This window comes from Stenotrophomonas sp. SORGH_AS_0282 (assembly GCF_030818125.1).
Lineage (GTDB): Bacteria > Pseudomonadota > Gammaproteobacteria > Xanthomonadales > Xanthomonadaceae > Stenotrophomonas > Stenotrophomonas rhizophila_A.
Window position 1 is genome coordinate 1,173,121 of sequence record NZ_JAUTAB010000001.1, and the last position, 24,896, is coordinate 1,198,016.

Genomic DNA, 24,896 nt, shown 5'->3' on the forward strand with positions numbered 1-24,896 from the left:
GGGCGGGCCCCGGCCGACGCCGGGGCCCGCGATGCCGGCCGTACTGCAATGACGACCCTTCGCTCCCGACTGCACTGGAACCGCTGGCGTCCCTGGCTGTGGCCGGTGATGCGCTGGGGCACGGCCGCGCTGCTGGCTCTGCTGCTGGTGCTGGACCTGGCGTTCCCGCCGCCGTTGCCCCGGCAGCGCGATACCAGCACGCTGGTGGTGGCCGGCGACGGCACGCCGCTGCGCGCGTTTGCCGACACCGATGGCGTGTGGCGCTATCCGGCCTCGGCCAGCAGCGTGTCGCCGCTGTACCTGCAGGCCCTGCTGAACTACGAAGACCGTTGGTTCTGGCGCCACCCCGGGGTCAACCCCTGGGCGCTGCTGCGCGCCGGCAAGCAGTGGCTGCTGGAACGGCGGATCGTGTCCGGTGGCTCCACCCTCACCATGCAGGTGGCCCGCATCCTCGACCCGCACACGCGCACCCCGTGGGGAAAGGCCAAGCAACTGCTGCGCGCGGTGCAGCTGGAACTGCACCTGGACAAGGCGCAGATCCTGGCGTTGTACCTCGAGCGCGCACCCTACGGCGGCACCATCGAAGGCGTGGAAGCGGCCAGCTGGGCGTATCTGGGCAAGCCGGCAGCGCAGCTGTCGCATGCCGAAGCCGCGCTGCTGGCGGTGTTGCCGCAGTCGCCCAGCCGGCTGCGCCCGGACCGCCACCCGGAGGCGGCACAGGCTGCGCGCGACAAGGTGCTTGAGCGCATGGTGGCGCTCGGGGTATGGACACGCGAGGAAGTGGACGACGCCCGTATCGAAGCGGTGGTGACCCGCGCGCTGCAGCCGCCGCTGCATGCGGCGCTGCTGGCACAGCGCCTGCATGCCGCGCAGCCGCGCGCCGCGCGCATCCAGAGCACGCTGGACAGCGGGCTGCAGCGCACCCTGGAAGAGCGCGTGGCGTCGTATTTCTCGCAGCTGCCCGAACGCACCTCGGCGGCCCTGCTGGTGGTGGACAACCGCACGCTGGAGGCGCGTGCCTACGTCGGGTCGGTGGCGTTCGGTGACAAACAGCGGCTGGGTCACGTGGACATGGTCCAGGCCTGGCGTTCGCCTGGCTCCACGCTCAAGCCGTTCCTGTATGGCATGGCCATCGACGACGGCCTGATCCATTCCGAAAGCCTGATGGTCGATGCGCCGCAGAGTTTTGCCGGGTATCGCCCCGGCAACTTCGATGCAGCGTTCAATGGCCCGGTGAGCGCCGCTACCGCGTTGCGGTTGTCGCTCAACGTACCGGCGGTGGACCTGCTGGACCGGGTCGGCTCGGCGCGTTTCGCCGCACGCCTGTCGCATGCCGGCATCACCCTGCGCTTCCCGCACGGCAGCGCGCCGAACCTGTCGCTGATCCTGGGCGGCACCGGTGCGCGGCTGGAGGATCTGGTTGGCACGTTTGCCGCGTTCAACCGCAACGGCATCGCCGGCCGCGTGCGCTACACGCCCGGTGATGCAGTGATCGAACGGCGGCTGATGTCACCGGGCGCCGCATGGATCACCCGCGAAGTACTTGAATCCAACCCGCGCCCGGGCTATGGCGCCGGTACGTTCGACGTAACCGGGCGCCCGCGCGTGGCCTGGAAAACCGGCACCAGCTACGGCTATCGCGATGCCTGGGCGATCGGCACCACCCGCCACTACACCGTGGGCGTATGGGTGGGGCGACCGGACGGCACGCCGTTGCCGGGCCAGTACGGCGCGGTGACCGCATTGCCGCTGATGTTCGAAGTGGTGGACAGCCTGCCACGCCAGCGCGGTGACGCCGCCGCCGCGCCACTGCCCGCCAACGTCACCCAGGCCGAGGTGTGCTGGCCGACCGGCGAACGCGCCGAGGCCACGCCGCCGGCACTGTGCCAGCGACGCCTGCAGGCCTACCTGCTCGATGATGTGGTGCCGCCCACCTTCGCAGAACGCGATGCGCGGCTGTGGCAGGCGGGGCGGCAGGCATTCAACGTGGATGCCCGCACCGGCCTGCGGCTGTCACCGGAATGCAGCGAACCGCACCCGGCCGAACGCCGTGAAATCGCACGGTGGCCGGCGTTGGTGTCGCCGTGGTTGCCACTGGCCCAGCGCCAGGCCGCGCAGCTGCCGGCGCTGTCGCCGGATTGCCGCGATGATGGCCGCAGCAGTGCAGGCAGCCTGCATATCGAGGGTCTCAACGACCGCGCAACGCTCGCACGCGCGCCAAATGCCGAACACGGCGTGCGCCTGCAGCTGCGTGCGCTGGGCAGTGAGCACGCGGTGGACTGGCTGCTGGATGACCGCTGGATTGCGCGCAGCGAAGGCGCGCGCAGCTTCCAGCGGGATTTCGACGAAGCCGGCGAGCACACCCTCACCGCTCTCGCCGCCGATGGTGCCTGGACCCAGGTGCGGTTCCGGATCCTTAGGTAACCGTCATTCCCGGGGGTAGACGGCCAATACCGAACAGCCGGGGCGGGCGAAGCGTGGGGTATGGGCGCGTTGATCGCCTCCCTCACCATCGTTGACCAGGCCATTGTCGGCCATGACGATGCGGTCGCCCGGGTTGCCGCAGATCAACCCGTTCTGGAAACCGGACTGGAAGTCCACGGCGGTGGCGCCCTCCAGGATGCTGCAGCTGCTGCCCAGCTCCAGGTGGTAGTAGCGATGACCGCCGTTCTTCTTCGGATTGGTTTCCACCACCACGCCCTTGGGATCTTCGCTCCAGCCGCGCACGTTGCGGGTGGCGAAGCAGAACTCGGGAGAACCCTGGAAGGCCTGGGCCCGGTTGCTGCGCGCTGATCTGGCAGTCACATTGACTGTCGGCAGGTTCGCCGCGTACTGACGGCTGCTTTCGCGGGCGGCTTCGGCGAAGCTGCGGTTGTCCATCAGCCCGACCGCCGCCACCGCGCAGGTGCGGCCGTCGACCACCAGACGCTCACCGGGACTGCCACACGCCCAGCCATCGGGTGCGTCCAGCCGGACTTGTTCGGCCTCGTTGACACCGGGGCAGGCATCGGTGAACTCCAGCCGGTACGCCTGGCCATTGGCGCCCAGCACGGCGATGGCCGCAGGGCTGGCCTGCTCGACCTGGCGCACACCGCGTGCATCCAGGCAGTGCGGTGAAGGTGGCGAGCGCTCGCCCGCCGCGGGGGCAGGCTGCGCGAAGGCCCCGGCGGAAGCGAGCAGGGCAACTAGAAGCGGGACGGCGCGGCGGGCAATGGTCACGATGCATTCCTTGCAAGGAGGACGTCGCCGACCTTACCACCCCGCCATGACAAGTGCTGCGCCGGCACATTGCACGGTACCGATCATAAGTCCGCAGGTGGTAGGTACCGACCGTTGGTCGGTACCGCGCTCACTCGCCGATCCAGCCCTCCAGCAGATCGGCGAACTCATCGGCGTGCTCTTCTTCCTGGGCCAGGATCTCTTCAAGGATCCGCTTGGTGGTGGTGTCCTTGTCGCCAACGAAGTTGATCATTTCCCGATAGCTGTCGATGGCGATGCGTTCGGCGATCAGGTTCTCGCGGACCATGTCGCGAAGGTCCTTGCCTTCCTTGTACTCGGCATGGGAGCGTCGGGTCAGCGTGTCGGGGTTGAGGTCGGGTTCGCCGCCCAGCTGCACGATGCGCTCGGCCAGCTTGCCGGCATGCGCCTGCTCCTGCTGTGCGTGCTCGAGGAATTCGCCCTTGACCGCATCGGCCAGCATGCCCTTGGCCATGAAGTAGTGGCGGTAGTAGCGCAGCACGCACACGTATTCGGTGGCAAGCGCATCGTTGAGCAGCTTGATCACCGCTTCGCGGTCGGCGGTGTAGCTGTCGGTGATGGCGCCATCTTCGATGTCCTTGCGGGCCTTGGCGCGCAGGGTGGCCGTGTCGCTGATGCCCGGCGGACGGCTGGCGGGCTGCGGCGTGCTTTCGTTGGAGGAGGGGTTCGGGTGCTGCTTGGCTGGCTTTGACATGGCTGGCCGGGTTCCTTTGTTGCGGGAGGGGGATCAGCTGGGGAGGTGCTCCAGCACGTACTGCGCCGAAGAGACCTCGAACCTGCCGGGTTCTTCGATGAAGATTTCGCGGACCACGCCGTCTTCGACATACAGCGCGAAGCGGCGCGAACGCATGCCCATGCCTGAGCTGCTGGCATCCAGTTCCAGTCCGAGCGCGCGGGTGAAGTCGCCGTTGCCGTCCGACAGCAGCTGCAGCCCATCGGGGACCTGCTGGCTTTCGCCCCAGGCCTTCATCACGAACGGGTCGTTGACCGCCATGCAGAACACGTCGATGCCGCGGTGGCGGAACGCGGCGAAGTGCTCCACGAAGCCGGGCAGGTGCTGGGCCGAGCAGGTCGGGGTGAAGGCGCCGGGCACGCCGAACAGCACCGCCTTGCGGCCGTCGAACAGGGCATGGGTATCCAGTGTCTCCATGCCCTGGCGGATGCGCTTGAGGGTGACTTCGGGAATGCGGTCGCCAACGTGGATGGTCATGGGAGCTCCTGGTTCATGGGCAAGCGTAGTGAGGGGCGTGGGAGGGCGGCGTCAAAACGTTGAAAGCCGCCTGTTCATTCCCATATCGAGCATGAGCGGGACTCGTGCGTACCGCATGGCGCAGGATCATCCGCCCGATCACGGCAGCCGGGCTGCCAGCCGCTAGAATTGCGCTGACGGGGCCCGCCGGCGCGGGCGGCCGAACTTATTCGAGGTGTATGGATGGAATTCAAGGATTACTACGCCACCCTGGGCGTGGAACCCAGCGCGGGCGATGCGGAAATCAAGACCGCCTACCGCCGGCTGGCGCGCAAGTACCACCCGGACGTGAGCAAGGAAACCGGCGCGGAAGAGAAGTTCAAGGCGGTCAACGAGGCCTATGAAGCGCTGCGCGACCCGCAGAAGCGCGCGGCCTACGACCAGCTCAAGGCGCAGGGCTACCGCCCGGGCGAGGAGTTCCATGCACCGCCGAACTATGGCGGAGCGCAGGGCTTCGACTTCGAGGAGGTGTTCGGCGGCGGCGCCGGTGGCGGTGGCTTCAGCGACTTCTTCGAAAGCCTGTTCGCCCGCCAGCGCGGCGGCGGCGGGGCTGGCCGCGCCAGTGGCTTTGGCGGCGCCGGCGCCGGCCCGCAGGCGGTCCGCGACACCCGCGCCAAGCTGTCGGTGCCGCTGGAAGCGGCCTACGGCGGTGACAGCCTGCGCATCACCGTCAACGGCAAGCAGCTGGACGTGCGCGTGCCCAAGGGCATCCGTCCGGGCCAGGTGATCCGGCTGACCGGGCAGGGCACCAACGGCGGCAACCTGCTGCTGGAAGTGGAATACGCCGCGCATCCGCAGTTCGAGGTCGACGGCCGCAACATCCTGTACACGCTGGATGTCACCCCGTGGCAGGCCGCGCTGGGCACGTCGATCAGCGTCCCCACGCTGGGCGGTGCCGTGGAGCTGAAGGTGCCGGCCGGCTCGGATGCCGGGCGCAAGCTGCGCCTGCGTGGCCGCGGCCTGCCGGGCAATCCGGACGGCGATCAGATCGTGGAAATCGAGATCATCGCCCCGGCGCCGACCGATGAGGCGCAGAAGAAGGCCTACAAGGCGTTGGCCAAGGCGTTCGGCGAAAAGATCTAGCCGGCGTACCGACCGTTGGTCGGTACGCACTCACATCATGCCGAAGGCGGCTGCTGCCCGCTGAAGACCCGTTCCAGCACTTCGGACAGCTCGTCTTCGGAGAACGGCTTGGTGATGTAGGCCTTGGCACCCTGGCGCATGCCCCACATGCGGTCGGTGTCCTGGTCCTTGGTGGTTACCAGGATCACTGGGATGTGCTTGGTGGTGGGTTCGCGCGCCAACGTGCGGGTGGCCTGGAACCCATTGAGGTTGGGCATCACCACATCCATCAGGACCAGGTCGGGCAGCTCGGCCTTGGCCACTTCCACCCCGTCGGCGCCATCCACGGCGGTCAACGTCTCGTGACCCAGCTTCTCGACGATGCGTTTGATTGCGACCTGCTGCAACTGTGAATCGTCGACGATCAGAATGCGTGCCATGTTGTTCCCCAAGTGATGCCCGCAGTGTAGGGCCGCGCCCGTGTCAGAGAGAAGCGTCCGCCGCGCCGTCCGTCGCCCAGCTGCAACGCTCAGTCGATCCGCACCACGGTGCGGCCCAGCGCGCCGCCGGCCAGCATCCGCTCGAACGCGGCCGGCAATGCCTCCAGGGCGATCTCGCCGGTGCAGATCGCGTCCAGGTGGCGCGGCTTCCAGTCGCCGCCCAGTCGCTCCCAGACCTGCTCGCGCAGCGCACGCGGGGCCGAAGACGACGACACGCCCAGCAGCGACACGCCGCGGATGATGAAGGGCATCACCGTCATGTCCAGCGCCGGGCTGGCGGCCAGGCCCGCGCTGACCACGCTGCCGTAGGGCACGGTCTGGGCCAGCAGGCCGGCCAGCATCGGCCCGCCGGCATTGTCCAGGCCACCCCCGAAGCGGGCGGACGCCATCGGCTTGTCCGTGGCCAGGCTGTCGCGCGGCAGCACCTCGCGCGCGCCCAGCCCCCGCAGGTAATCGGCCTGGTCGGCCTTGCCGCTGATCGCGTGCACCTCGAACCCGGCCCGGCTGAAGATATCCACCGCCAGCGAACCGACCCCGCCGGTCGCACCGGTCACCGCCAGCGGGCCGTGGGCCGGGGTGAGCCGGTTGTCGAGCATCCGCAGCAGGGCCAGCGCCGCGGTGAAACCGGCGGTGCCGATCACCATTGCTTCGCGCGCGCCCAGGCCGGCGGGGCGTGCGATGACCGCGCTGGACGCCAGCCGGACATACTGGCTGTAACCGCCATCGCGGGTCTCGCTGAGCCCGCAACCGGTGGCCAGCACCGCATCGCCCTCGCGCCAGGCCGGGTCGGCCGAGGCCACCACCGTGCCGGCCACGTCGATCCCGCCCACCAGCGGGAAGCGGCGCAGGATGCGCCCCTTGCCGGCGCCGGCCAGGGCATCCTTGTAGTTCACCGACGACCATTCGGCGCGCACCACCACCTCGCCCGGGTTGAGCTGGGCCAGGCCGATCGGCTCCAGGCCGCTGTGGTGGCCCTGCTCGTCCTGGTGGATGCGGAAAGCGGTGAACCGCTCGGGGATCGCCATGGGGGTGGCCCTGCAGAATGGGGGGCTCCACCTTACCGTGATGAATCGCGACCTGCGCCGGGTTGCCCCTTCCAATCCTGTCGGTCAGCCCCATCTAGTAGAATCGGACAGGATTGAACGGTTGACGGTGCGGGACTGGCCCGCAGGCAACCTTTACTGATGGAGCGTGCATGGCCTGGAATACACCCGGCGGCAACAAGGGCGGACAGGGTTCCGACGAGAATCGACGAGGGCCGTTTGGCCCGCGCGGTGGCGGCGGTGGTGGTGGTTGGGGCGGGTTGCCCGGACCGCTCAAGGACCTGTTCGATGGCGGCATCCTGCGTTGGGTGGCGGTGGCGGTGGTCCTGCTGCTGTTGTTCTCCAGCTTCCAGCTGATCGGCGAACAGCAACGCGGCGTGGTGCTGCGCTTCGGCCAGTTCTCGCGCATCCTGCAGCCCGGCCCGAACTTCAAGCTGCCCTGGCCGATCGAGTCGGTGACCAAGGTCAACGCGACCCAGATCAAAACCTTCAGCAGCGAAGTGCCGGTGCTGACCCGCGACGAGAACATCGTGCGCGTGTCGCTCAACGTGCAGTACCGCATCGACGATCCGCGCCTGTACCTGTTCGGCTCGGTTTCGGCCGACCAGGTGCTGGAGCAGTCCGCGCAGAGCGCGGTGCGCGAGCAGGTCGGCCGTGCCGACCTCAACGCCGTCCTCAACAACCGTGGCCCGTTGGCCGTGGTCGCGCAGGAACGCCTGCAGGCCGCGCTCAAGGCCTACCGTACCGGCCTGGTCGTGACCGGCCTGACCCTGCCCGATGCCCGTCCGCCGGAAGAGGTCAAGCCGGCCTTCGACGAGGTCAACGGTGCCCAGCAGGTCAAGGAACGCCTGATCAACGAAGCCCAGGCCTACGCGGCCAAGGTCGTGCCGGAAGCCCGTGGCCAGGCCTCGCGCGCCCGCACCACCGCCGAAGGCTTCAAGCAGGCCGTGGTGGCCCGCGCGCAGGGTGACGCCGAGCGCTTCAGCCTGCTGCAGGCCCAGTACAAGGACGCCCCGGAAGTCACCCGCAAGCGCCTGTGGCTGGAAACCGTCGAAAAGGTGCTGGCCGAGAACCGCAAGGTCATCGGCGGCGATGGCCGCCAGCTGATTTACGTGCCCATGCCCGACAACCGTGCCGGCGCTGCCGCCGGCACCAGCGGCACCCCGCTGGTGACCCCGGAAGTGATGATGCCGTCGCTGCCGGCCAGCACTCCGGTTGACGGCGTGCGCAACGCCGAGCGCCCGACCACGCGCCCGACCACCCGACCGACCGGTAGCGAAGGAGCCATCCGATGAAGAGTCCGCTTTGGATTGGCCTGGCCGTTGCTGTCCTGCTGGGTCTGCTGGGTTCGGTGTTCGTGGTCCGTGAGGACCAGACCGCCATGGTGCTGAACCTGGGCAAGGTGGTCCGTGCCGACATCAAGCCGGGCCTGCACTTCAAGCTGCCGCTGGTGGAAACGGTGCGCGTGTTCGACCGCCGCTTCCAGGTGCTGGCCACCGCCCCGGCGCGTTACTTCACCGCAGAGCAGAAGGACGTCAGCGTCGACTTCTTCGCCATTGGCTACATCTCCGACGTGCGCGCCTACTACCGCGCCACCGGCGGCGATGCCAGCGTGGCCGATGCCCGCCTGGCGCCGATCATCACCGACTCGCTGCGCAACCAGATCAACTCGCGTTCGTTGCAGCAGCTGGTGTCCGGCGATCGCAGCGAACTGATTGCCGGCCAGCTGACCGGCATCAACGAGGCGGTCAAGGGCCTGGGCATGCAGATCATCGACCTGCGCATCAAGCAGATCGACCTGCCTACCGACAGCCAGGTGATCAACGACGTCTACGAGCGCATGCGCGCCCAGCGCAAGCAGGAAGCGGCCAAGCTGCGGGCAGAGGGTGAAGAGCAGTCGCTCACCATCCGTGCCCAGGCCGACCGCGAAAGCACCGTGATCGTGGCCGAGGCCGAGCGCGACGCCCAGCGCCTGCGTGGTGCCGGCGACGCCGAAGCGGCCCGGATCTACGGCCAGGCCGGCTCGGCCGATCCGTCGTTCTTCTCGTTCTACCGCAGCCTGGAGGCCTACCGGAACTCCATGACCGACGGCAACGGGGTGATCGTGCTGGACAAGAACGACCCGTTCCTGCAGTACATGAAGAACGACCGCTGACCGTCGGTTGAATCCGCCCCCATTCGGGGTGGCGGTCGACCCCGGAAACCCGGATAATGCACAAAAGCCGGACGGGCCTCCCCGTTCGGCTTTTTCCGTGTCTGGGCCTGCCTTCGCCGACCGCTCCCCGATTGGAGCCGTCACTTCCGCGCCGGCCGGCCCTGCTACGGTTTACCCGTCCGCGGCCCCGATGGCCGCAACAATTCGAGGAGCCCGTCATGGGTCAGTCTGTCGTAGTGCTTGGTGCCCAGTGGGGCGATGAAGGCAAGGGCAAGATCGTCGATCTGCTCACCGAGGAAATCGGTGCCGTAGTGCGTTTCCAGGGCGGCCACAATGCCGGCCACACCCTTGTCATCAATGGCAAGAAGACCGTGCTGCACCTGATCCCGTCGGGCATCCTGCGTGAAGACGCGCTGTGCCTGATCGGCAACGGCGTGGTGATCTCGCCGGCTGCGCTGCAGAAGGAAATCGCCGAGCTGGAAACCTCCGGCGTGGAAGTGCGTTCGCGCCTGAAGATCTCCCCGGCCGCGCCGCTGATCATGCCGTACCACATCGCCCTGGACCAGGCGCGCGAACGCGCCGCCGGCGGCAAGGCGATCGGCACCACCGGCCGTGGCATCGGCCCGGCCTATGAAGACAAGGTAGCGCGTCGCGGCATCCGCATCGCCGACCTGCATTACCCGGCCCAGCTCGAAGAGCTCCTGCGCACCGCGCTGGATTACCACAACTTCGTGCTGACCAATTACCTCAAGACCGATGCGGTCGACTTCCAGAAGACCTACGACGAAGCACTGGCCTTCGGAGAGTACGTCCAGCCGATGAAGTCCGACGTGGCCGGCATCCTGCACGACCTGCGCAAGCAGGGTAAGCGCGTGCTGTTCGAAGGCGCGCAGGGCGCGCTGCTGGACATCGACCACGGCACCTACCCGTACGTCACCAGCTCCAACACCACCGTGGGCGGTGCGCTGGCCGGTGCCGGCGTCGGCGCCGATGCGATCGACTACGTGCTGGGCATCGCCAAGGCGTATGCCACCCGCGTCGGCGGCGGTCCGTTCCCGACCGAGCTGGACGACGAGATCGGCCAGGGCATCCGTGATCGCGGTGCCGAATACGGCGCCTCGACCGGCCGTCCGCGTCGTTGCGGCTGGATGGACATCGTCGCGCTCAAGCGCGCCGTGGCCATCAACGGCATCAGCGGCCTGTGCATCACCAAGCTGGACGTGCTGGACGGCATGGAAAAGCTGAAGGTCTGCATTGCCTACGAATACCGTGGCAAGCGCACCGAATACGCGCCGCTGGACGCGCAGGGCTGGGAAGAGTGCACCCCGGTGTACCTGGAATTCCCGGGCTGGAACGAGAACACCCACGGCATCACCGAGTGGGACAAGCTGCCGGTGGCCGCCCGTGCGTACCTGCGTGCCCTGGAAGAGCTGGCCGGCTGCCCGATCAGCATCGTCTCCACCGGCCCGGACCGCGACCACACCATGGTCCTGCAGGACCCGTTCGCCTAATTCAGATGCCGGGCCACGCCAGACATCATCCGGCGTAGTGCAAGGCCCTGTCTGGCAACCAGAAGCCCCGCGAAAGCGGGGCTTCTGCGTTTTCCATGGCGCGCTTGATACAACTGGAGAGGGCCGGGTAAATCACTCAGCTCCGAGCCTTCCGCTTAGGCCGCGTTGGCCAGTCGCGGAAGCAGGAACCAGGCAACCAGCAGTGACATGCAGCAGTACAGGCTGAGGAAGTAGTTGACCGACGCCAGTGCGGCCAGCGCGAAGGGCCGGTTGGACACCTGGGTCGGCAGCCGCCATATTCCCATGGCAACAAGTGCCGATACGGCTGCGGCAGCGAACAGCAGGGCAGGGGCATGAGGCAGCCACCGCGCATTCAGTGCAGCCACCGCGGGAATGCGCGGGCCATAACTGGCCAGATGTTCTACGGGGAATACCTGGATCAGCTGGGCGATGTAAGCCCCCGTTCCCAGCACCGCAATCAGGCTGGTCACGTACAGGAACATTCCAAGGATGCGCGTCATGCGATGTGCCCCAGCATCAGTGATGAGCCTCGGCCGGATTCAGTTGATGTCGAAGGACGACTGCAGTGGAAGGCTGACGTTGCGCACGGTGTCACGCACGGTGATCGCCACGGTCCATGTGCCATGCGGATCGCCTGCTTCAGCGGTGAACTTCATCCCCACCGAAGACAGATAGACACTGTTGGGATCGGTATCGAGCTGGGTAACGAAGCAGGGCAGGTCGTGCTCGTCGCCGCTCAGGCTGCCGTCGGGGCGGGTGATCCGAAGGTCGCAGCGCACCTGCGCCACGCCGGCGGCGTCCAGCTTCGGATTGGTCAGGAAGGACAGGATGTAGAGCGAGCCACCTTCCTTGACCTCGGTAGCCAGTTCGAAGCGCGGCACCCCGTTGACCGGGTTCTCCCACTTCTGTTGCCACTCCGGGTCTGCGGTAACCACCATCGACGCCGAGAAGCCTTCGCTGGATTTCGCCGAAGACGTATCAGGCAGGGCGTTTCCCTGGCCATCGTGGAGGGCCGTCTGCGCCAGTGCGGACAGCGGCATCAGCAGGGCCAACAAGACCAGCGTGCGTGCAGATTTCATGTAAGTGGTTCCCCTGTCCGCATCCTGCGGTGATGAGCGAGTATCGCCCATCCACCGCGCAGGCCGTCAAGGCGGTGCCGCGCCGATCCCTGCATCGGGTCATGGCGGCTGCTTACCCAAGCGCGGTGGTGGCCCGCCGGCGTACGCGTGGCGATGCGGAAACCTGTTTCGATCTCAGGTCCATGCGTCAATGCGTGTGGCACCTGTACGGCGGTTGTTTGGGAACCAACCCTACCGGGGTGCCTTGGAGGCCTTCTTCGCCGGCCGTTTCCTGCCGCCGCCATCCTGCTTGTTCACGGTCGCCCAGGCGATGCGTTCGGCAGCTTCGTCGCTGCGGCCCTCGGCTTTTTCGCTTGCCTCGATGTGCTCGGCCTGGCGCTTCTGCTTGTCGGTGTAACTGGATTTGTCTCCGCGGGGCATGGGAATCGTCCTCTCTTCAGGGAGCAGCGGGCCAACGGTCCGCTCTACACGTTGCCCGGCAGGAGCGGATCCACTGTCCGCTCCTGCCGGGACGGGTCAGGCGAGGGTGCGCACCTTGGGTTCGCGCGCCCACTGGCGGGTGGCGGCGGCGGCGATGAAGCCCTTGGCGTCTTCGGCTTCCACCACGCCATTGTCTTTGCCAACGCGCGCCGTCTTGAGCAGCTGCTGGGCGCCCTCATCGGCGGCGATGGCCTTCAGGTGGGCCCAGGCGTCCGCGGCGAAATCGATCGCGGCCGATTCCTTGCTCAGGCGCTTGGCGGCGTCGGCGCTCAGTACGATCGCCACTGCGTCGAACACCACCGAGGGCGTGCCGGCCAGCTGGCCATCCGCAGGCTGCAGTCTGCCGTCGCTCAGCTTGCCGCCGCCGACCTTGGGCGCGACCAGCTTCACCTTCGCGCCGGCTTTCTCGGCTGCTTTGCGCAGGTTTGCGATCAACCCCGCGTCGGAGCCCTCGTCGAACAGGATGCCGATGCAGCGGCCCTTGAGCAGGTCCTTGGTGCGGCCGATGATGCGCACTTCCGGCGCCTTGGGCAGGTCCTTGGCCGGAGTGGCGGTAGGGGCCGGGGCGGGCAGGGCGGGCATCGCCAGGCCGTCGGCAACGCGTCTGGCCAACGACTCGTCGATATTGCGCAGGTGGCTCACCGTGCGCTCGCGCACGGGCACCGTTTCTACCTTGGACAATTCAAACACCAGCGCCGAGGCCAGGTGCGCCTGCTCCGGCGCCTCCAGGCTGCGGAAGAACATGCGCGCCTGGCTGTAGTGGTCGGCGAAGCTGGCAGCACGAACGCGCCCCTTGCGACCATCATCGGCCGGCGTGGCATGGCTGGGGAAGCCATCAGCGGTCTCGCGCGGGCTGTCGCCCTGCAGCGAGCTGGGGTCATATGCTACCCGGCCCTTGGGGATGTTCATCTGCATATGGCCGTCGCGTTGATGGTTGGCGAACGGGCACTTGGGTGCGTTGACTGGAATCTGGTGGAAGTTCGGCCCACCCAGGCGGCTGAGCTGGGTGTCCAGGTACGAGAACAGCCGTCCCTGCAGCAGCGGGTCGTTGCTGAAATCGATGCCGGGCGGCACGTTGGCCGGGCAGTAGGCGACCTGCTCGGTTTCGGCGAAGAAGTTGTCCGGCCAGCGGTCCAGCACCATCCGGCCGATCACGGTCAGCGGCACCAGCGATTCGGGAATGATCTTGGTCGAATCCAGGTGGTCGAACGGGAACGCCTCGGCTTCTTCTTCGGTGAACAGCTGCACCGCCAGCTCCCATTCGGGGAAGTCACCGGCAGTGATCGCCTCGAACAGGTCGCGGCGGTGGAAATCGTTGTCCGCCCCCTGCAGCTTCACCGCCTCGTCCCACACGGTAGACTGCACCCCAAGCTTGGGCCGCCAGTGGAACTTCACGAAGGTGGATTCGCCGGCATCGTTCAACAGCCGGAAGCTGTGGATGCCGAAGCCTTCGATGGTGCGAAGCGAACGCGGAATGGTGCGGTCGCTCATCGCCCACATGATCATGTGCATCGATTCGGGCATCAGCGAAACGAAGTCCCAGAACGTGTCATGGGCGCTGGCGGCCTGCGGGAACGCGCGGTCCGGTTCCATCTTGACCGCGTGGATCAGGTCGGGGAACTTGATCGCGTCCTGGATGAAGAACACCGGGATGTTGTTGCCCACCAGGTCCCAGTTACCCTCGGGCGTGTAGAACTTCACCGCGAAGCCGCGCACATCGCGCGGGGTGTCCACGGAACCGGCACCACCGGCGACGGTGGAGAAACGGGTGAACACGGGCGTGCGGACGCCTACTTCGGTGAGCACGCGCGCACGGGTGAATTCCTCCAGCGAACGGGTAAGTTCGAAATAGCCGTGCGCAGCGCTGCCGCGCGCGTGCACGATGCGCTCGGGAATGCGCTCATGGTCGAAGTGGGTGATCTTTTCGCGCAGGATGAAGTCTTCCAGCAACGTCGGCCCGCGCGGGGTATCGCGCAGCGAGTTCTGGTTGTCCGCCACCGGGATGCCCTGGTTGGTGGTCAGTGCCGGATGGCCACCGCCGGCCTGCTGGTGAAGTTCGTCGCCTTCGCCACGGCGATCGGCGGGCGGGGCGGATTTGGTGCGGGGCTTGCTGGTGGCCATCAGGCGACTCCGGGCTGGCAGGGGGGATGCAACGCCTCACAGTGGCGGGCGGGGCGTTAATCGCCGGTCGGAGAACCCGGTCGCGCATGCACCTGCGCTTCACGCCGGCAACCAGGCAGGTATCCTTGGTGGCGTGTCCATCCTCCTGCCGCCCCCGCATGCGCGTTGAACCTGCCGACATCGAAGCCCTGTTCGATGCGATTCCCGATGTGCTGTTCTTCATGAAGGACCGCGACGGGCGCTACACGCACATCAACCAGACCATGCTGCGCCGCCTGGGGCTGAAGTCGCGCAAGGAAGTCATCGGGCGCACCGCTGCCGAGATCTACCCCACGGGGCTGGGCGCGGACTACGCCACCCAGGATGCGCAGGTGCTGGCCGGCAAAGTGATCGAGAACCTGATGGAGCTGCACCTGTTCGCCAACCGCGAGCCGGGCTGGTGCCTGACCTGCAAGCGGCCGCTGCTGGTGGACGGGCAGATCCGCGGGCTGATCGGCATCTCCCGCGACCTGGGGCAGAAAGACAGCCTGGGCACGCAGTATGAGCAGCTGCGGCTGGCGCTGGCGCACCTGAACGCGCATTACGCCGAGAACGTGCGCATGCAGACCCTGCTGGATATCACCGGGTTTTCGCTGTCCAAGCTGGAGCGCACCTTCCGCAGGGTGTTCCAGATGACCCCGCAGCAGGTACTGACCCGGCTGCGCATCCAGATGGCCGTGCATCTGCTGCATGGCAGCGACACCATCGCCAGCATCGGCCAGGCCTGCGGGTTTACCGACCAGAGCGCGTTCACCCGCAAGTTCAAGGCCGAGGTCGGGGTGTCGCCGCGGGCCTATCGCGCCCAGATCGCGGAGCGCGCAGAGCCCTGACTTCAGGGGCAGGGGCGCTGCCCCTATCCCGTCCGCCGGCCGGACAAGGTATGGTGTCGCACCTGTTGCCCGCCAATCGATTCCGATGCCCGCATCCCAGACTCCGGCCTCCGCCGCCGCACCCGCCGACACCCGCCTCGGGAGCTCGCTCAAACCCCGCCAGCTGATCATGATGGGCCTGGGCAGCGCCATCGGCGCCGGCCTGTTCCTGGGCTCCGGGGTGGGCGTGCAGGCCGCCGGTCCGGCGGTGCTGCTGTCCTACCTGGTGGCCGGTGCGCTGGTGATCATCGTGATGAACGCACTGGGCGAGATGGCTGCGGCCAAACCGACCAGTGGCGCGTTCTCGGTGTATGCCGCCGACGCCATGGGCGCCACCGCCGGTGCCACGGTGGGGTGGCTGTGGTGGGTGCAGCTGGTGATCGTGATCGCCGCCGAAGCGGTCGGTGCGGCGGGCCTGCTGGCCACGGTGTGGCCGGTGATCCCGGTACCGATGGCGGCGCTGGCATTCATGCTGTTCTTCACCGCGATCAACCTGCTGGGGGTGAAGAACTTCGGTGAATTCGAGTTCTGGTTCGCCATCCTCAAGGTGGCCGCCATCATCGGGTTCATCCTGATCGGCGTGGCGCTGCTGATGGGCTGGCTGCCGGACGTGGTGTCGCCGGGCCTGAGCAACTTCACCCAGCACGGCGGTTTCGCCCCCAACGGGCTGGCCGGGATCGGTGCCGCGCTGCTGGTGGTGGTGTTCGCCTTCGGCGGTACCGAAATCGTGGCAGTGGCCGCGGCCGAAACCGAAGACCCCGAGCGCAGCATTGCCCGTGCCATCCGCACAGTGGCCTGGCGCATCCTGGTGTTCTACATCGGCTCGCTGAGCGTGATCATCGCCGTGGTGCCGTGGACCAGCGAAGCGCTGAAGTCGCCGTTCGCCGCCGTGCTGCAGGTGGCCAACATTCCGGGGGCGGCCACGGCCATCACCCTGATCGCGGTGATCGCACTGTTGTCGGCGCTCAACGCCAACCTGTATGGCGCCTCGCGCATGATGTATTCGCTGGCGCGCCGCCGCGAAGCCCCGGCGGTGCTGGGATGGACCGACCCGCGCCACGTGCCGATCATCGCGGTGCTGGCCAGCGTGCTGTTCGGCTTCGCTGCCACGGTGATGGAGCTGGTGTTCCCGGACAAGGTGCTGCCGGTGCTGCTGAACATCGTGGGCTCTACCTGTCTGCTGGTGTGGACGATTTCCCTGCTGTCGCAGCTGATCCTGCGCCACCGCGCCAACCGCGACGGCACCCGCCTGCCGTTCCGCATGGCCGGCTACCCGTACCTGACCGTGCTGGGCCTGTGCGTGCTGGCACTGATCTTCGGCCTGCTGCTGTCCGAAGCGCACACCCGCGTGCAGTTCCTGTCGATGGCCGCGCTGACCGCGGTGATCGCGATCACCAGCGAAGTCACCCGCCGCGTGCGCCGCAACCGCTCCTCGGAATAATCGTAGAGACACGCCACGCGTGTCCTGCGTGATCGAGGCGACCCGTGACGGCGGTCGCGCGCGACACCGGCCAGGCAGAACCCATAACAATGACGGCCCGCATCTGCGGGCCGTTCACACTATTGCCACGCCGCTCAACGGTCAGCGTCAAGGCGTAGGACTGTCGCCGTCAGTAGCGATTGTCCAGATGCCTGTTGGCAGAGCGAGCATAAAGTGCCGGGTCTACGTCGCGCTCGCACTTCTGCGATCCGTTGGTGGTCTGGTCGCTTCTTGGCAGGGTCGTGTTGGAAATCGTGGCCGGGTTTGGTCTTGCCGACGCCGGCGCCGGTCCGTGCGGTCGTTCAATGCGGAACACCTGCGGCGGAATGATCCTGCCGACGGAGTGGGAAGAAAGTTCTTTCGGAATCATCATTGCTCCAAGCCTCAGTCCAGCTGGGTGGGCAAGGGTGACCGCGATCATGCGATGCAGCTTTCAAAATGCCATCGCAGGACATGAAAGAACGGCCCGCTTGCGCGGGCGGTCGTCATTACCGCCTGGGCCGGCCAATGGCCGGCACTACCGGGTCATGACTTCGCCGGGGGCGCCTCTTCGGTCATTTTCAGCGCTACAGCGTACTCTTTCACGTTCGGATATTTTTGCGCCAGGGTGCACCATGGCATGTCGGCTTCGGATGTATAGGTGCGGTACAGCGGCGCCGCCGCGAATGCCATGGCCGCCGCTACGTTGTTCACGTGGGTGATCGGCGCCTGCTCGCTGGCTTGGCTCGCTTGGCTTCGCATGGGCGCGGAGCTTGGGGTGCTGGTATCGAGTTTTGGGATCATGCGGAACGGGTCCAGTGCGAGAGGACCTGTACGCTACGAACCGTCCAGCGCCCGCGCTTCCATGTTTCATGCATGTGGGTTCGTTCCAGGCAGCGCTGGCCCAACTCGGGCCAAGCAAAAACGGCCCGCTTTCGCGGGCCGTCTTCGTTTCATGCAGGCAGGAGGATCAGACCTCCACGCCCTCGTCTTCCTTGTAGGCGTCGACCGGGATGCAGGCACACATCACGTTCTTGTCGCCGTAGACGTTGTCCACTCGTGCCACCGGCGGCCAGTACTTCTGCTGGCGCAGGCTGGCCAGCGGGAAGGCGGCCAGTTCGCGCGGGTAGGCGTGCGACCACTCGCTGGCCGACACCGCCGTGGCGGTGTGCGGGGCGTGCTTGAGCGGGTTGTCCTCGCGGTCCAGGCGGCCGTCTTCGATCGCGGCGATTTCCTCGCGGATCTGGATCATCGCGTTGATGAAGCGGTCCAGCTCGTGCAGCGATTCGCTTTCGGTCGGCTCCACCATCAGCGTGCCCGCGACCGGGAAGCTCAGGGTCGGGGCGTGGAAGCCGAAGTCGATCAGGCGCTTGGCCACGTCTTCAGCCCCCACGCCGGAGGTCTTCTCCAGCGGCCGCACGTCCAGGATGCACTCGTGCGCCACCAGCCCATTGCGGCCGGTGTACAGCGTCTTGAAGTGCGGGGCCAGGCGCTTGGCGATGTAGTTGGCGTTGAGCAGCGCCACCTGGGTGGCCTTGCGCAGGCCTTCGGTACCCATCAGCGTGATGTACATCCAGCTGATCGGCAGGATCGAGGCGCTGCCGAAGCTGGCCGCGCTGACCATGCCCACCGGGCCGTTATCGCCGAGCTTGCCCGGCAGGAACGGGGCAAGGTGCGACTTGACCGCGCACGGGCCCACGCCCGGGCCGCCGCCGCCGTGCGGAATGCAGAAGGTCTTGTGCAGGTTCAGGTGGGACACGTCCGAGCCCCACTTGCCCGGCTTGGCCACGCCGACCAGGGCGTTCATGTTGGCGCCATCGGTGTACACCTGGCCGCCATGCTTGTGGATGATCTCGCAGATCTCGACCACTTCTTCCTCGAACACGCCATGCGTGGAGGGGTAGGTCATCATGATCGCGGCCAGGCGGTCGCTGTACTTTTCGGCGTTGATGCGGATGTCTTCCACATCCACGTTGCCATTGCCGTCGGTCTTGGTCACCACCACCTTCATGCCGCACATCTGCGCGGAGGCCGGGTTGGTGCCGTGCGCCGAATCGGGAATCAGGCAGACGTCGCGATGGCCTTCGCCGCGCGAGCGGTGGTAGGCGCGGATTGCCAGCAGGCCGGCATATTCGCCCTGCGCGCCGGAGTTCGGCTGCAGGCTCACCGCGTCATAGCCGGTGCACTCGACCAGCATCGCTTCCAGCCCGTCGATCAGTTCCTTGTAACCAAGGGCCTGGTCGGCCGGGGCCAGCGGGTGGATGTTGGCGAACTCCGGCCAGGTCACCGGGATCATCTCGGCGGTGGCATTGAGCTTCATGGTGCAGCTGCCCAGCGGGATCATGGTGCGATCCATCGCCAGGTCCTTGTCGGCCAGCGAGCGCAGGTAGCGCAGCAGCTCGTGTTCGCTGTGGTGGGTGTTGAACACCGGGTGGGTCAGGAACGCGCTGGTGCGCACCAGGCCGGCCGGCAGGGCGTCGGCGGTGGCCGCGTCCAGTGCTTCCACATCCACGCTGGCACCGAACAGCTGGCCCAGCGCGACGATGTCGGCGCGGGTGGTGGTTTCGTCCAGGCTGATGCCGACCGCTTCACTGTCGATCGCTCGCAGGTTGATGCGGGCGGCGGCGGCCTTGGCATGGATCGCGGTCGCGTCGATGTCCTTGACGTGCAGGGTGTCGAAGAACTGCTCGCCGACGTTGATGCCGGCCGTGCGCAGCGCGGCAGCCAGGATCGCGGCCAGGCGGTGGGTGCGGCGGGCGATGCGGGTCAGGCCCTCCGGACCGTGGTACACGGCATACATCGAGGCCATCACCGCCAGCAGCACCTGCGCGGTGCAGATGTTGGAGGTGGCCTTCTCGCGGCGGATGTGCTGCTCGCGGGTCTGCAGGGTGAGGCGGTAGGCGGCATTGCCCTGCGCATCGACCGACACGCCGATCAGGCGGCCCGGCATCGAACGCTTGTAGGCATCACGGCAGGCCATGAAGGCCGCGTGCGGGCCGCCGAAGCCGAACGGCACGCCGAAGCGCTGCGAGTTGCCCACCACGATGTCCGCGCCCCATTCGCCGGGGGCGGCGATCAGGGTCAGCGCCAACAGGTCGGTGGCCACGGCCACCAGGCCACCACGGGCATGCACGGCATCGGCCAGCGCCTTGTAGTCGCCGATGTGGCCGAAGGTATCCGGGTACTGCAGCAGCACGCCGTAGGCTTCGGCTTCCATGGCTTCGGCCGGGGTGCCCACGCGCAGCACGATGCCCATCGGCTCGGCGCGGGTGCGCAGCAGTTCCAGCGTCTGCGGGTGCACGGCGTCGTGCACGAAGAAGGTGTCGGACTTGGACTTGGCCGAACGCTTGGCCAGGGTCATCGCTTCGGCCGCGGCGGTGGCTTCATCCAGCAGCGAGGCGTTGGCGATCTCCATGCCGGTCAGGTCAGCGCACAGGGTCTGGAAGTTGATCAGCGCTTCCATGCGGCCCTGCGAGATCTCGGCCTGGTACGGGGTGTAGGCGGTGTACCACGCCGGGTTTTCCAGCACGTTGCGCAGGATGACGTTCGGGGTGAGGGTGCCGTAGTACCCCTGGCCGATGAAGGTGCGGAACACCTGGTTCCTGTCGGCGATGGCGCGGATCTTGGCCAGTGCTTCGACTTCGGTCAGCGAGCTGGGCAGCGCCAGTGCGGCCGGCGACTTGATGCCCGACGGCACGATGGCGTCGGTCAGTGCGTCCAGCGAGGCGTGGCCGACCACGTCGAGCATCTGCGCGATTTCGGCATCGTTGGGGCCGATGTGGCGTTCAACGAACGCGTGGTGGTGTTCAAGCTCGCGCAGGGTAGGGGTGTTCTGGGACATGGCTGGCATCCAAAAGAGTGGGCACGCACGTTCGGAAGCGCGGACGGGGCGTGTCATGGGCGACAACGATCCACCGGACCCTGCGGTCTTCCTGGGTGCCCCTCTGTCCTTTTGCCTGAGAGTTTAAAAGCGCGCGGCTGCGTGCTTCGTGCCCCTTCGGCGCCGGCACTGGCCGGTCTCTCCAGAGTTTTGGTGCGGGTGGTATCGGGCCTGAGCGATTACGGGCGTTGCGCCTTCGGCAGCGGGCGCCTCAATACAAAGCGCCGCTTCTCCCACCATGTAGCCCGGCAATTATAGCCCAGCGGCCCGGCCGGCAACGCCCGTCCGGCACATGAACAGGGGGCGCCGACCGCGTCATAACCGGGCGCCGGGCATGGTGCCAGGCAGGCGGACGGCCTATCATGGCTGAATCCTCGTATTCATCAGGCGCCACCGCAGCCTGCGGCCGGCGCCTTCCGTGCGTTCGCACGGCCGCTGACGGAAGACCCGATGACACCCGCTCCGCCCTCCAACCGCCGCCTGGCCCTGCTGCTTGCCGGCCTGGCCATGTTCGGCCCGTTCTCGATCGACACCATCTTCCCGGCGTTCCTGCTGCTGGGCGAGCGCATGCAGGTCGACCAGGTGGCGGTGCAGCAGACCGTGAGCGTATACCTGCTGTTCTACGGCCTGATGAGCCTGGCGCACGGCCCGCTGTCGGACGCGTTCGGCCGCCGCCGGGTGATCCTGGGCGGGCTGGTGCTGTTCATCGCCGCCTCGATCGGCTGCGCGCTGTCGCGCGACCTGACCACGCTGCTGGTGTTCCGCGCGCTGCAGGGCGTCACCGCCGGCGTCGGCGTCATCGTCGGCCGCGCGGTGATCCGCGACCTCTACCATGGCGCCGACGCGCAGCGGCTGATGAGCCAGGTCTCGATGATCTTCGGCATCGCCCCGGCGATCGCTCCGATCATCGGCGGCTGGATCCTGCTCGGCGGCGGCGACTGGCCGCTGATCTTCTGGTTCCTGGTGGTGTTCGCGCTGGTGTTGCTTGCCGCCACCGGCAAGTGGCTGCCGGAGACCCACCCGGTGGAAGCCCGCACCCCGCTGTCCACCCGCGCGCTGCTGCGCAGCTACCTGCAGATGGGCACCAACCCGCGCCTGCTGCGCCTGGCGGCAGCCGGCGCGTTCAATTTCTCCGGTATTTTCCTGTACATCGCCTCGGCACCGGTGTTCGTGATGCAGCACCTGCAGCTGGGCGAGGGCGGTTTTGCCTGGCTGTTCATTCCCACCATCGGCGGCATGACTACGGGCTCGTTCCTGTCCGGGCGCATGGCCGGGCGGATGACCGCCGCCCGTCAGGTCGGGATCGGCTTCAGCCTGTGCGCGGTATCGGCGCTGGTCAACCTGGCCTATGTGCTGTCGGTGGGCCAGATCGCCCTGCCGTGGGCGGTGCTGCCGATCTTCATTGGTGGCGTGGGCATGGCGCTGATTTTCCCGATCCTGGCGCTTGCCGTGCTGGATATGTACCCGCACCAGCGCGGTCTTGCCTCGTCGATGCAGATGTTCCTGCAGCTGATGATCAACACCGTGGTGGCCGGGGTGGTGTCGCCGATGCTCAGCCACACCCCGCTGCACCTGGCGCTGGGCTATGCCGGCTTCTTCGCCATCGGCGCCAGCTTCTGGTTCTGGGAGCGCCGCTGCGAACGCCGCCGCGAGGCTGCGGCGGCCCTGGCCTGAGCCCCCGTGCGGTATTCTTTCACCATTGTTGCGGTACGGAAGTCCCCCTGATGTCGACCACCTCCAAACTGCGTCGTGACCTGCGCCGGCGCCGCGAAATCGAAGAAGCCAACCGCGAAAAGGCCCATGCCTCGCCGGTCGAGCCGCATGCTGAGCTGCGCGACCAGCAACGCACGCTGCTGGCCGGGGTGGTGCGTCGCGACGGCGAATGGGTGCTGGGCATGGATGGCCGTATCGCCGGGCAGACCCCCAGCGCCGCCCGCGTGCTGGCGCTGATCATGCAGGCCGCCGAACTGCACGAGCGCCAGGGCACCCCGGTGCGCCTGGTCTATTCGGATGCGCTGAAAGACGCCGCGCACGCCGAAGCCAAGGGCGAGGGCAAGGATTTCGAGCAGTTCAAGACCGAGTTGGCCGCGTCGTTGAAACCCAAATCCTGACAACCGACCGCGCAGAAAAAAACCGGCCAATGGCCGGTTTTTTTTGTTTACGGGGCCTTCGGCGCTGCCGCCGCCGGCGGCTGCCACCCGCACATCTGGCCCTGGTTCTGCTGCTTCAGCCACTCATTGACCGGGGTGAAGTACTCGATCATCGGGCCGGCATCGAGCTTGTCGCCGCCGCTGATTTCCTTCAGCGTGGCCTGCCACGGCTGGCTGGCACCCTTGCTCAGCATCGCCCAGAACTTCTGGCCGGCTTCCTTGTTGCCGTAGAAGCTGCACTGGTGCAGTGGGCCCTTGTAGCCGGCCGCGTCGCACAGGCCCTTGTAGAACTGGAACTGCAGGATGCGCGCCAGGAAGTAGCGCGTGTACGGGGTATTGCCCGGCACGTGGTACTTGGCGCCCGGATCGAAGAACTCCTCGCCGCGCGCCGAGGCCGGGGCCACGCCCTGGTACTTGGCCTTCAGGTCCCACCACGCCTTGTTGTACTGGTCCGGGGTGATCGAGCCATCGAACACGCCCCAGCGCCAGCGGTCGATCATCAGGCCGAACGGCAGGAACGACACGCCGCTCAGGGCCATGCGCATCTGCGCGTTGATGGTGGCCTCGCGGCTTTCCTGCGGCTTGTCGACCAGGCCGATCGAGTTCAGGTACTGCGGGGTCATCGCCAGCACGATGGTGTCGCCGATCGCTTCGTGGAAGCCATCGTTGGCACCGCCCTGGAACAGCGGCGGCAGCGGGTTGTAGGCCAGGTCGTAATAGATGTGGCCCAGCTCGTGGTAGATGGTGGTGAAGTTTTCCTCGGTCGGCTTGATGCACATCTTGGTGCGCACGTCGCCTTCCATGTTCATGTCCCACGCGCTGGCGTGGCAGACCACGTCACGGTCCAGCGGCTTGATGAACTGGGTCTTGTCCCAATACGACTTCGGCAGCGCCGGCATGCCCAGCGACACGTAGAAGTCCTGCGCGCGTTCGGTCATCTGCTTGGCGGTACGCAGTTCGGCCTCACGCTGCGCCTTGTAGAGCGCTTCCACGTTCGCGTTGCTGCCGCCGGCCTTGGCCAGCGCACCGCTCAGGTTGGCCTGGTACTGCTTTTCCAGCGCGGCGGTGATGTCCAGGCTGCCTGCGCCCGGGTAGGGCTCAAGCTGGTCCCACAGGTTGGACCAGTCCTGCTGCCACATGTTGCCCAGCAGGTGCGCGGCGATCAGGCCGCCTTCGGTTTCGGCCTTGTCCTTGCCGTAGGTGCCGTCCAGCTTGGTACGGGCGTAGCAGTGCAGCTGCTCGTACATCGGCTTGACCTGTTCCCACAGGCGGTCGGTTTCCGGGCCGATCTGCTCGGGCGGCATGTCGTAGCCGCTGCGCCACATCTGCCCGGCATCGGCGAAGCCCATTTCCTTGGCGCCTTCGTTGACCAGGCCGACGAAGCGCTGGTAATCGGCGCGCATCGGCTTGGTGGTGCCGTGCCAGCCCTGCCAGGCGTCAAGCTGCTTGTCGTAGTCGCGGCTGCTGGCCAGCACTTCTTCCAGGTCGCCCAGCTGGCGGCAGGTGGCCGGGTTGGCCTCGTCGGTGCAGTACTTGCCCGAGCCGTACGCGCCTTCCATGCGGCTGGCGATGCGGGTCAGCTCGCCCAGCTTGGCCGGGTCGCGCGGGGCCGGCATGGCGGTCATCAGCTTGAGCAGGTGGATCTGGCGCTTGGTGTCCTCGCTCATCGGCTGGCCGTCGTACTTGCCGGCCTGGGCGATCCAGCCATTGAGGATGGTCAGCCAACGTTCGTTGGCCTTGGCCGCCACGCGCTCGGAATCGTCATTGATATAGGTCGAGGACAGCCACTGGGCCGAGGTCATTTCCGGGTACAGGGCCTTGTACTCGGCGTTGACGCGGGCGATGAACTGGTCCGCGGTCTCGGTCGGCGCGGCGGTGCCTGCGGCCGGTGCGGTGGTGGGGGACGATTCCTTCTGGCAGGCCGCCAGCGTCAGTGCGGCAGCACCGACAGCCAGGGCCAGCAGGAGCGGGCGGTGGTTCACGGGGACATCCTTGGGTGGTGACAGACCGGCGAAGGCTA

21 protein-coding genes, 1 pseudogene and 1 riboswitch are annotated in these 24,896 nt (G+C 67.1%); of the genes and pseudogenes, 9 read left to right on the plus strand and 13 right to left on the minus strand.

Annotated elements, in window-relative coordinates; translation table 11 throughout:
- The first annotated feature begins 108 nt into the window (after window positions 1-108).
- The gene (gene pbpC, locus QE395_RS05010; RefSeq protein ID WP_249834381.1) at window positions 109-2,424 is read left to right on the plus strand and encodes a penicillin-binding protein 1C; all 2,316 of its coding nucleotides are present in this window, start codon (window positions 109-111) and stop codon (window positions 2,422-2,424) included.
- Between the two features lie 3 nt (window positions 2,425-2,427).
- On the opposite strand, the gene QE395_RS05015 is transcribed toward pbpC, so the two are convergent.
- The 3 genes from QE395_RS05015 to QE395_RS05025 form a co-directional block, all read right to left on the minus strand.
- Window positions 2,428-3,219 carry a hypothetical protein gene (locus QE395_RS05015; RefSeq protein WP_249832934.1) on the minus strand — a complete coding sequence of 264 codons (792 nt, stop codon included), beginning with the start codon at window positions 3,217-3,219 and terminating at the stop codon, window positions 2,428-2,430.
- A 130-nt stretch (window positions 3,220-3,349) separates the two neighbouring features.
- Window positions 3,350-3,952, minus strand: coding sequence for a ferritin-like domain-containing protein (locus QE395_RS05020; protein WP_095364399.1), 603 nt, complete (start codon window positions 3,950-3,952; stop codon window positions 3,350-3,352).
- Window positions 3,953-3,985: 33 nt separating this feature from the next.
- A complete protein-coding gene (locus tag QE395_RS05025; RefSeq protein WP_249832933.1) occupies window positions 3,986-4,468 on the minus strand; it encodes a peroxiredoxin in 483 nt (160 codons plus the stop codon).
- Window positions 4,469-4,690: 222 nt separating this feature from the next.
- Between QE395_RS05025 and QE395_RS05030 the strand changes: the two genes are divergently transcribed.
- Complete coding sequence (locus QE395_RS05030) at window positions 4,691-5,590, plus strand: DnaJ C-terminal domain-containing protein (RefSeq protein ID WP_095364400.1); 900 nt, start codon at window positions 4,691-4,693, stop codon at window positions 5,588-5,590.
- Window positions 5,591-5,625: 35 nt separating this feature from the next.
- Here QE395_RS05030 and pilH read toward each other — a convergent pair whose 3' ends face one another.
- The gene (pilH, locus tag QE395_RS05035) at window positions 5,626-6,009 is read right to left on the minus strand and encodes a twitching motility response regulator PilH (RefSeq protein WP_095364401.1); all 384 of its coding nucleotides are present in this window, start codon (window positions 6,007-6,009) and stop codon (window positions 5,626-5,628) included.
- 89 nt (window positions 6,010-6,098) lie between these two features.
- Complete coding sequence (locus tag QE395_RS05040; RefSeq protein ID WP_249832932.1) at window positions 6,099-7,094, minus strand: YhdH/YhfP family quinone oxidoreductase; 996 nt, start codon at window positions 7,092-7,094, stop codon at window positions 6,099-6,101.
- Window positions 7,095-7,264: 170 nt separating this feature from the next.
- Between QE395_RS05040 and hflK the strand changes: the two genes are divergently transcribed.
- The 3 genes from hflK to QE395_RS05055 all read left to right on the plus strand — a co-directional run bounded on the left by hflK (window position 7,265) and on the right by QE395_RS05055 (window position 10,778).
- Window positions 7,265-8,407 carry an FtsH protease activity modulator HflK gene (gene hflK / locus QE395_RS05045; RefSeq protein WP_093532861.1) on the plus strand — a complete coding sequence of 381 codons (1,143 nt, stop codon included), beginning with the start codon at window positions 7,265-7,267 and terminating at the stop codon, window positions 8,405-8,407.
- Window positions 8,404-9,267, plus strand: a complete 864-nt coding sequence (locus QE395_RS05050) for a protease modulator HflC (protein ID WP_093532862.1) — start codon at window positions 8,404-8,406, stop codon at window positions 9,265-9,267. Before hflK ends, QE395_RS05050 begins: the two co-directional genes overlap by 4 nt.
- A 218-nt stretch (window positions 9,268-9,485) precedes the next feature.
- Window positions 9,486-10,778 (plus strand): adenylosuccinate synthase, encoded by a 1,293-nt coding sequence (locus QE395_RS05055; RefSeq protein ID WP_306987747.1) that lies wholly within the window; start codon window positions 9,486-9,488, stop codon window positions 10,776-10,778.
- Window positions 10,779-10,933: 155 nt separating this feature from the next.
- On the opposite strand, the gene QE395_RS05060 is transcribed toward QE395_RS05055, so the two are convergent.
- From QE395_RS05060 to QE395_RS05075, 4 genes and pseudogenes are all read right to left on the minus strand, one after another.
- Entirely contained in the window at window positions 10,934-11,299 is a 366-nt protein-coding gene (locus tag QE395_RS05060) for a hypothetical protein (RefSeq protein ID WP_306987749.1), read from the minus strand.
- 39 nt (window positions 11,300-11,338) lie between these two features.
- Window positions 11,339-11,878, minus strand: coding sequence for a hypothetical protein (locus QE395_RS05065; RefSeq protein WP_306987751.1), 540 nt, complete (start codon window positions 11,876-11,878; stop codon window positions 11,339-11,341).
- Window positions 11,879-12,145: 267 nt separating this feature from the next.
- Window positions 12,146-12,298 (minus strand): annotated as a pseudogene (locus QE395_RS05070) (HupB); the annotation flags it as partial.
- A 96-nt stretch (window positions 12,299-12,394) separates the two neighbouring features.
- Entirely contained in the window at window positions 12,395-14,479 is a 2,085-nt protein-coding gene (locus tag QE395_RS05075; protein ID WP_306987753.1) for a catalase, read from the minus strand.
- Window positions 14,480-14,637: 158 nt separating this feature from the next.
- Here QE395_RS05075 and QE395_RS05080 point away from each other — a divergent pair, with 158 nt between their 5' ends.
- Window positions 14,638-15,348, plus strand: coding sequence for an AraC family transcriptional regulator (locus QE395_RS05080; protein WP_068853648.1), 711 nt, complete (start codon window positions 14,638-14,640; stop codon window positions 15,346-15,348).
- Window positions 15,349-15,427: 79 nt separating this feature from the next.
- Complete coding sequence (locus QE395_RS05085; RefSeq protein WP_179197340.1) at window positions 15,428-16,828, plus strand: amino acid permease; 1,401 nt, start codon at window positions 15,428-15,430, stop codon at window positions 16,826-16,828.
- Window positions 16,829-16,997: 169 nt separating this feature from the next.
- On the opposite strand, the gene QE395_RS05090 is transcribed toward QE395_RS05085, so the two are convergent.
- From QE395_RS05090 to gcvP, 3 genes are all read right to left on the minus strand, one after another.
- Window positions 16,998-17,288 (minus strand): hypothetical protein, encoded by a 291-nt coding sequence (locus QE395_RS05090; RefSeq protein ID WP_141236289.1) that lies wholly within the window; start codon window positions 17,286-17,288, stop codon window positions 16,998-17,000.
- A gap of 104 nt (window positions 17,289-17,392) precedes the next feature.
- Window positions 17,393-17,650: a hypothetical protein gene (locus QE395_RS05095; RefSeq protein WP_095364408.1), complete on the minus strand. Its 258-nt coding sequence runs from the start codon at window positions 17,648-17,650 to the stop codon at window positions 17,393-17,395.
- A 166-nt stretch (window positions 17,651-17,816) separates the two neighbouring features.
- Window positions 17,817-20,696: an aminomethyl-transferring glycine dehydrogenase gene (gcvP, locus tag QE395_RS05100; RefSeq protein ID WP_306987758.1), complete on the minus strand. Its 2,880-nt coding sequence runs from the start codon at window positions 20,694-20,696 to the stop codon at window positions 17,817-17,819.
- Window positions 20,697-20,780: 84 nt separating this feature from the next.
- Window positions 20,781-20,882, minus strand: a riboswitch (glycine riboswitch).
- Window positions 20,883-21,176: 294 nt separating this feature from the next.
- Between gcvP and QE395_RS05105 the strand changes: the two genes are divergently transcribed.
- The gene (locus QE395_RS05105) at window positions 21,177-22,400 is read left to right on the plus strand and encodes a multidrug effflux MFS transporter (protein ID WP_095364410.1); all 1,224 of its coding nucleotides are present in this window, start codon (window positions 21,177-21,179) and stop codon (window positions 22,398-22,400) included.
- Between the two features lie 50 nt (window positions 22,401-22,450).
- Window positions 22,451-22,837 carry a hypothetical protein gene (locus tag QE395_RS05110; protein ID WP_095364411.1) on the plus strand — a complete coding sequence of 129 codons (387 nt, stop codon included), beginning with the start codon at window positions 22,451-22,453 and terminating at the stop codon, window positions 22,835-22,837.
- A 47-nt stretch (window positions 22,838-22,884) separates the two neighbouring features.
- On the opposite strand, the gene QE395_RS05115 is transcribed toward QE395_RS05110, so the two are convergent.
- Window positions 22,885-24,858: a M2 family metallopeptidase gene (locus tag QE395_RS05115; RefSeq protein WP_306987762.1), complete on the minus strand. Its 1,974-nt coding sequence runs from the start codon at window positions 24,856-24,858 to the stop codon at window positions 22,885-22,887.
- Window positions 24,859-24,896 lie beyond the last annotated feature (38 nt).

Bases quoted from the DNA above. Each gene is read 5' to 3' on its own strand.
- QE395_RS05105 (WP_095364410.1), top strand. From the start codon at position 21,177: ATGACACCCGCTCCGCCCTCCAACCGCCGCCTGGCCCTGCTGCTTGCC.
- QE395_RS05040 (WP_249832932.1), bottom strand. From the start codon at position 7,094: ATGGCGATCCCCGAGCGGTTCACCGCTTTCCGCATCCACCAGGACGAG.
- QE395_RS05110 (WP_095364411.1), top strand. From the start codon at position 22,451: ATGTCGACCACCTCCAAACTGCGTCGTGACCTGCGCCGGCGCCGCGAA.
- QE395_RS05055 (WP_306987747.1), top strand. From the start codon at position 9,486: ATGGGTCAGTCTGTCGTAGTGCTTGGTGCCCAGTGGGGCGATGAAGGC.
- QE395_RS05080 (WP_068853648.1), top strand. From the start codon at position 14,638: ATGCGCGTTGAACCTGCCGACATCGAAGCCCTGTTCGATGCGATTCCC.
- QE395_RS05075 (WP_306987753.1), bottom strand. From the start codon at position 14,479: ATGGCCACCAGCAAGCCCCGCACCAAATCCGCCCCGCCCGCCGATCGC.
- QE395_RS05050 (WP_093532862.1), top strand. From the start codon at position 8,404: ATGAAGAGTCCGCTTTGGATTGGCCTGGCCGTTGCTGTCCTGCTGGGT.
- QE395_RS05090 (WP_141236289.1), bottom strand. From the start codon at position 17,288: ATGATCGCGGTCACCCTTGCCCACCCAGCTGGACTGAGGCTTGGAGCA.
- hflK (WP_093532861.1), top strand. From the start codon at position 7,265: ATGGCCTGGAATACACCCGGCGGCAACAAGGGCGGACAGGGTTCCGAC.
- QE395_RS05025 (WP_249832933.1), bottom strand. From the start codon at position 4,468: ATGACCATCCACGTTGGCGACCGCATTCCCGAAGTCACCCTCAAGCGC.
- QE395_RS05095 (WP_095364408.1), bottom strand. From the start codon at position 17,650: ATGATCCCAAAACTCGATACCAGCACCCCAAGCTCCGCGCCCATGCGA.
- QE395_RS05020 (WP_095364399.1), bottom strand. From the start codon at position 3,952: ATGTCAAAGCCAGCCAAGCAGCACCCGAACCCCTCCTCCAACGAAAGC.
- gcvP (WP_306987758.1), bottom strand. From the start codon at position 20,696: ATGCCAGCCATGTCCCAGAACACCCCTACCCTGCGCGAGCTTGAACAC.
- pilH (WP_095364401.1), bottom strand. From the start codon at position 6,009: ATGGCACGCATTCTGATCGTCGACGATTCACAGTTGCAGCAGGTCGCA.
- QE395_RS05065 (WP_306987751.1), bottom strand. From the start codon at position 11,878: ATGAAATCTGCACGCACGCTGGTCTTGTTGGCCCTGCTGATGCCGCTG.
- pbpC (WP_249834381.1), top strand. From the start codon at position 109: ATGCGCTGGGGCACGGCCGCGCTGCTGGCTCTGCTGCTGGTGCTGGAC.
- QE395_RS05030 (WP_095364400.1), top strand. From the start codon at position 4,691: ATGGAATTCAAGGATTACTACGCCACCCTGGGCGTGGAACCCAGCGCG.
- QE395_RS05060 (WP_306987749.1), bottom strand. From the start codon at position 11,299: ATGACGCGCATCCTTGGAATGTTCCTGTACGTGACCAGCCTGATTGCG.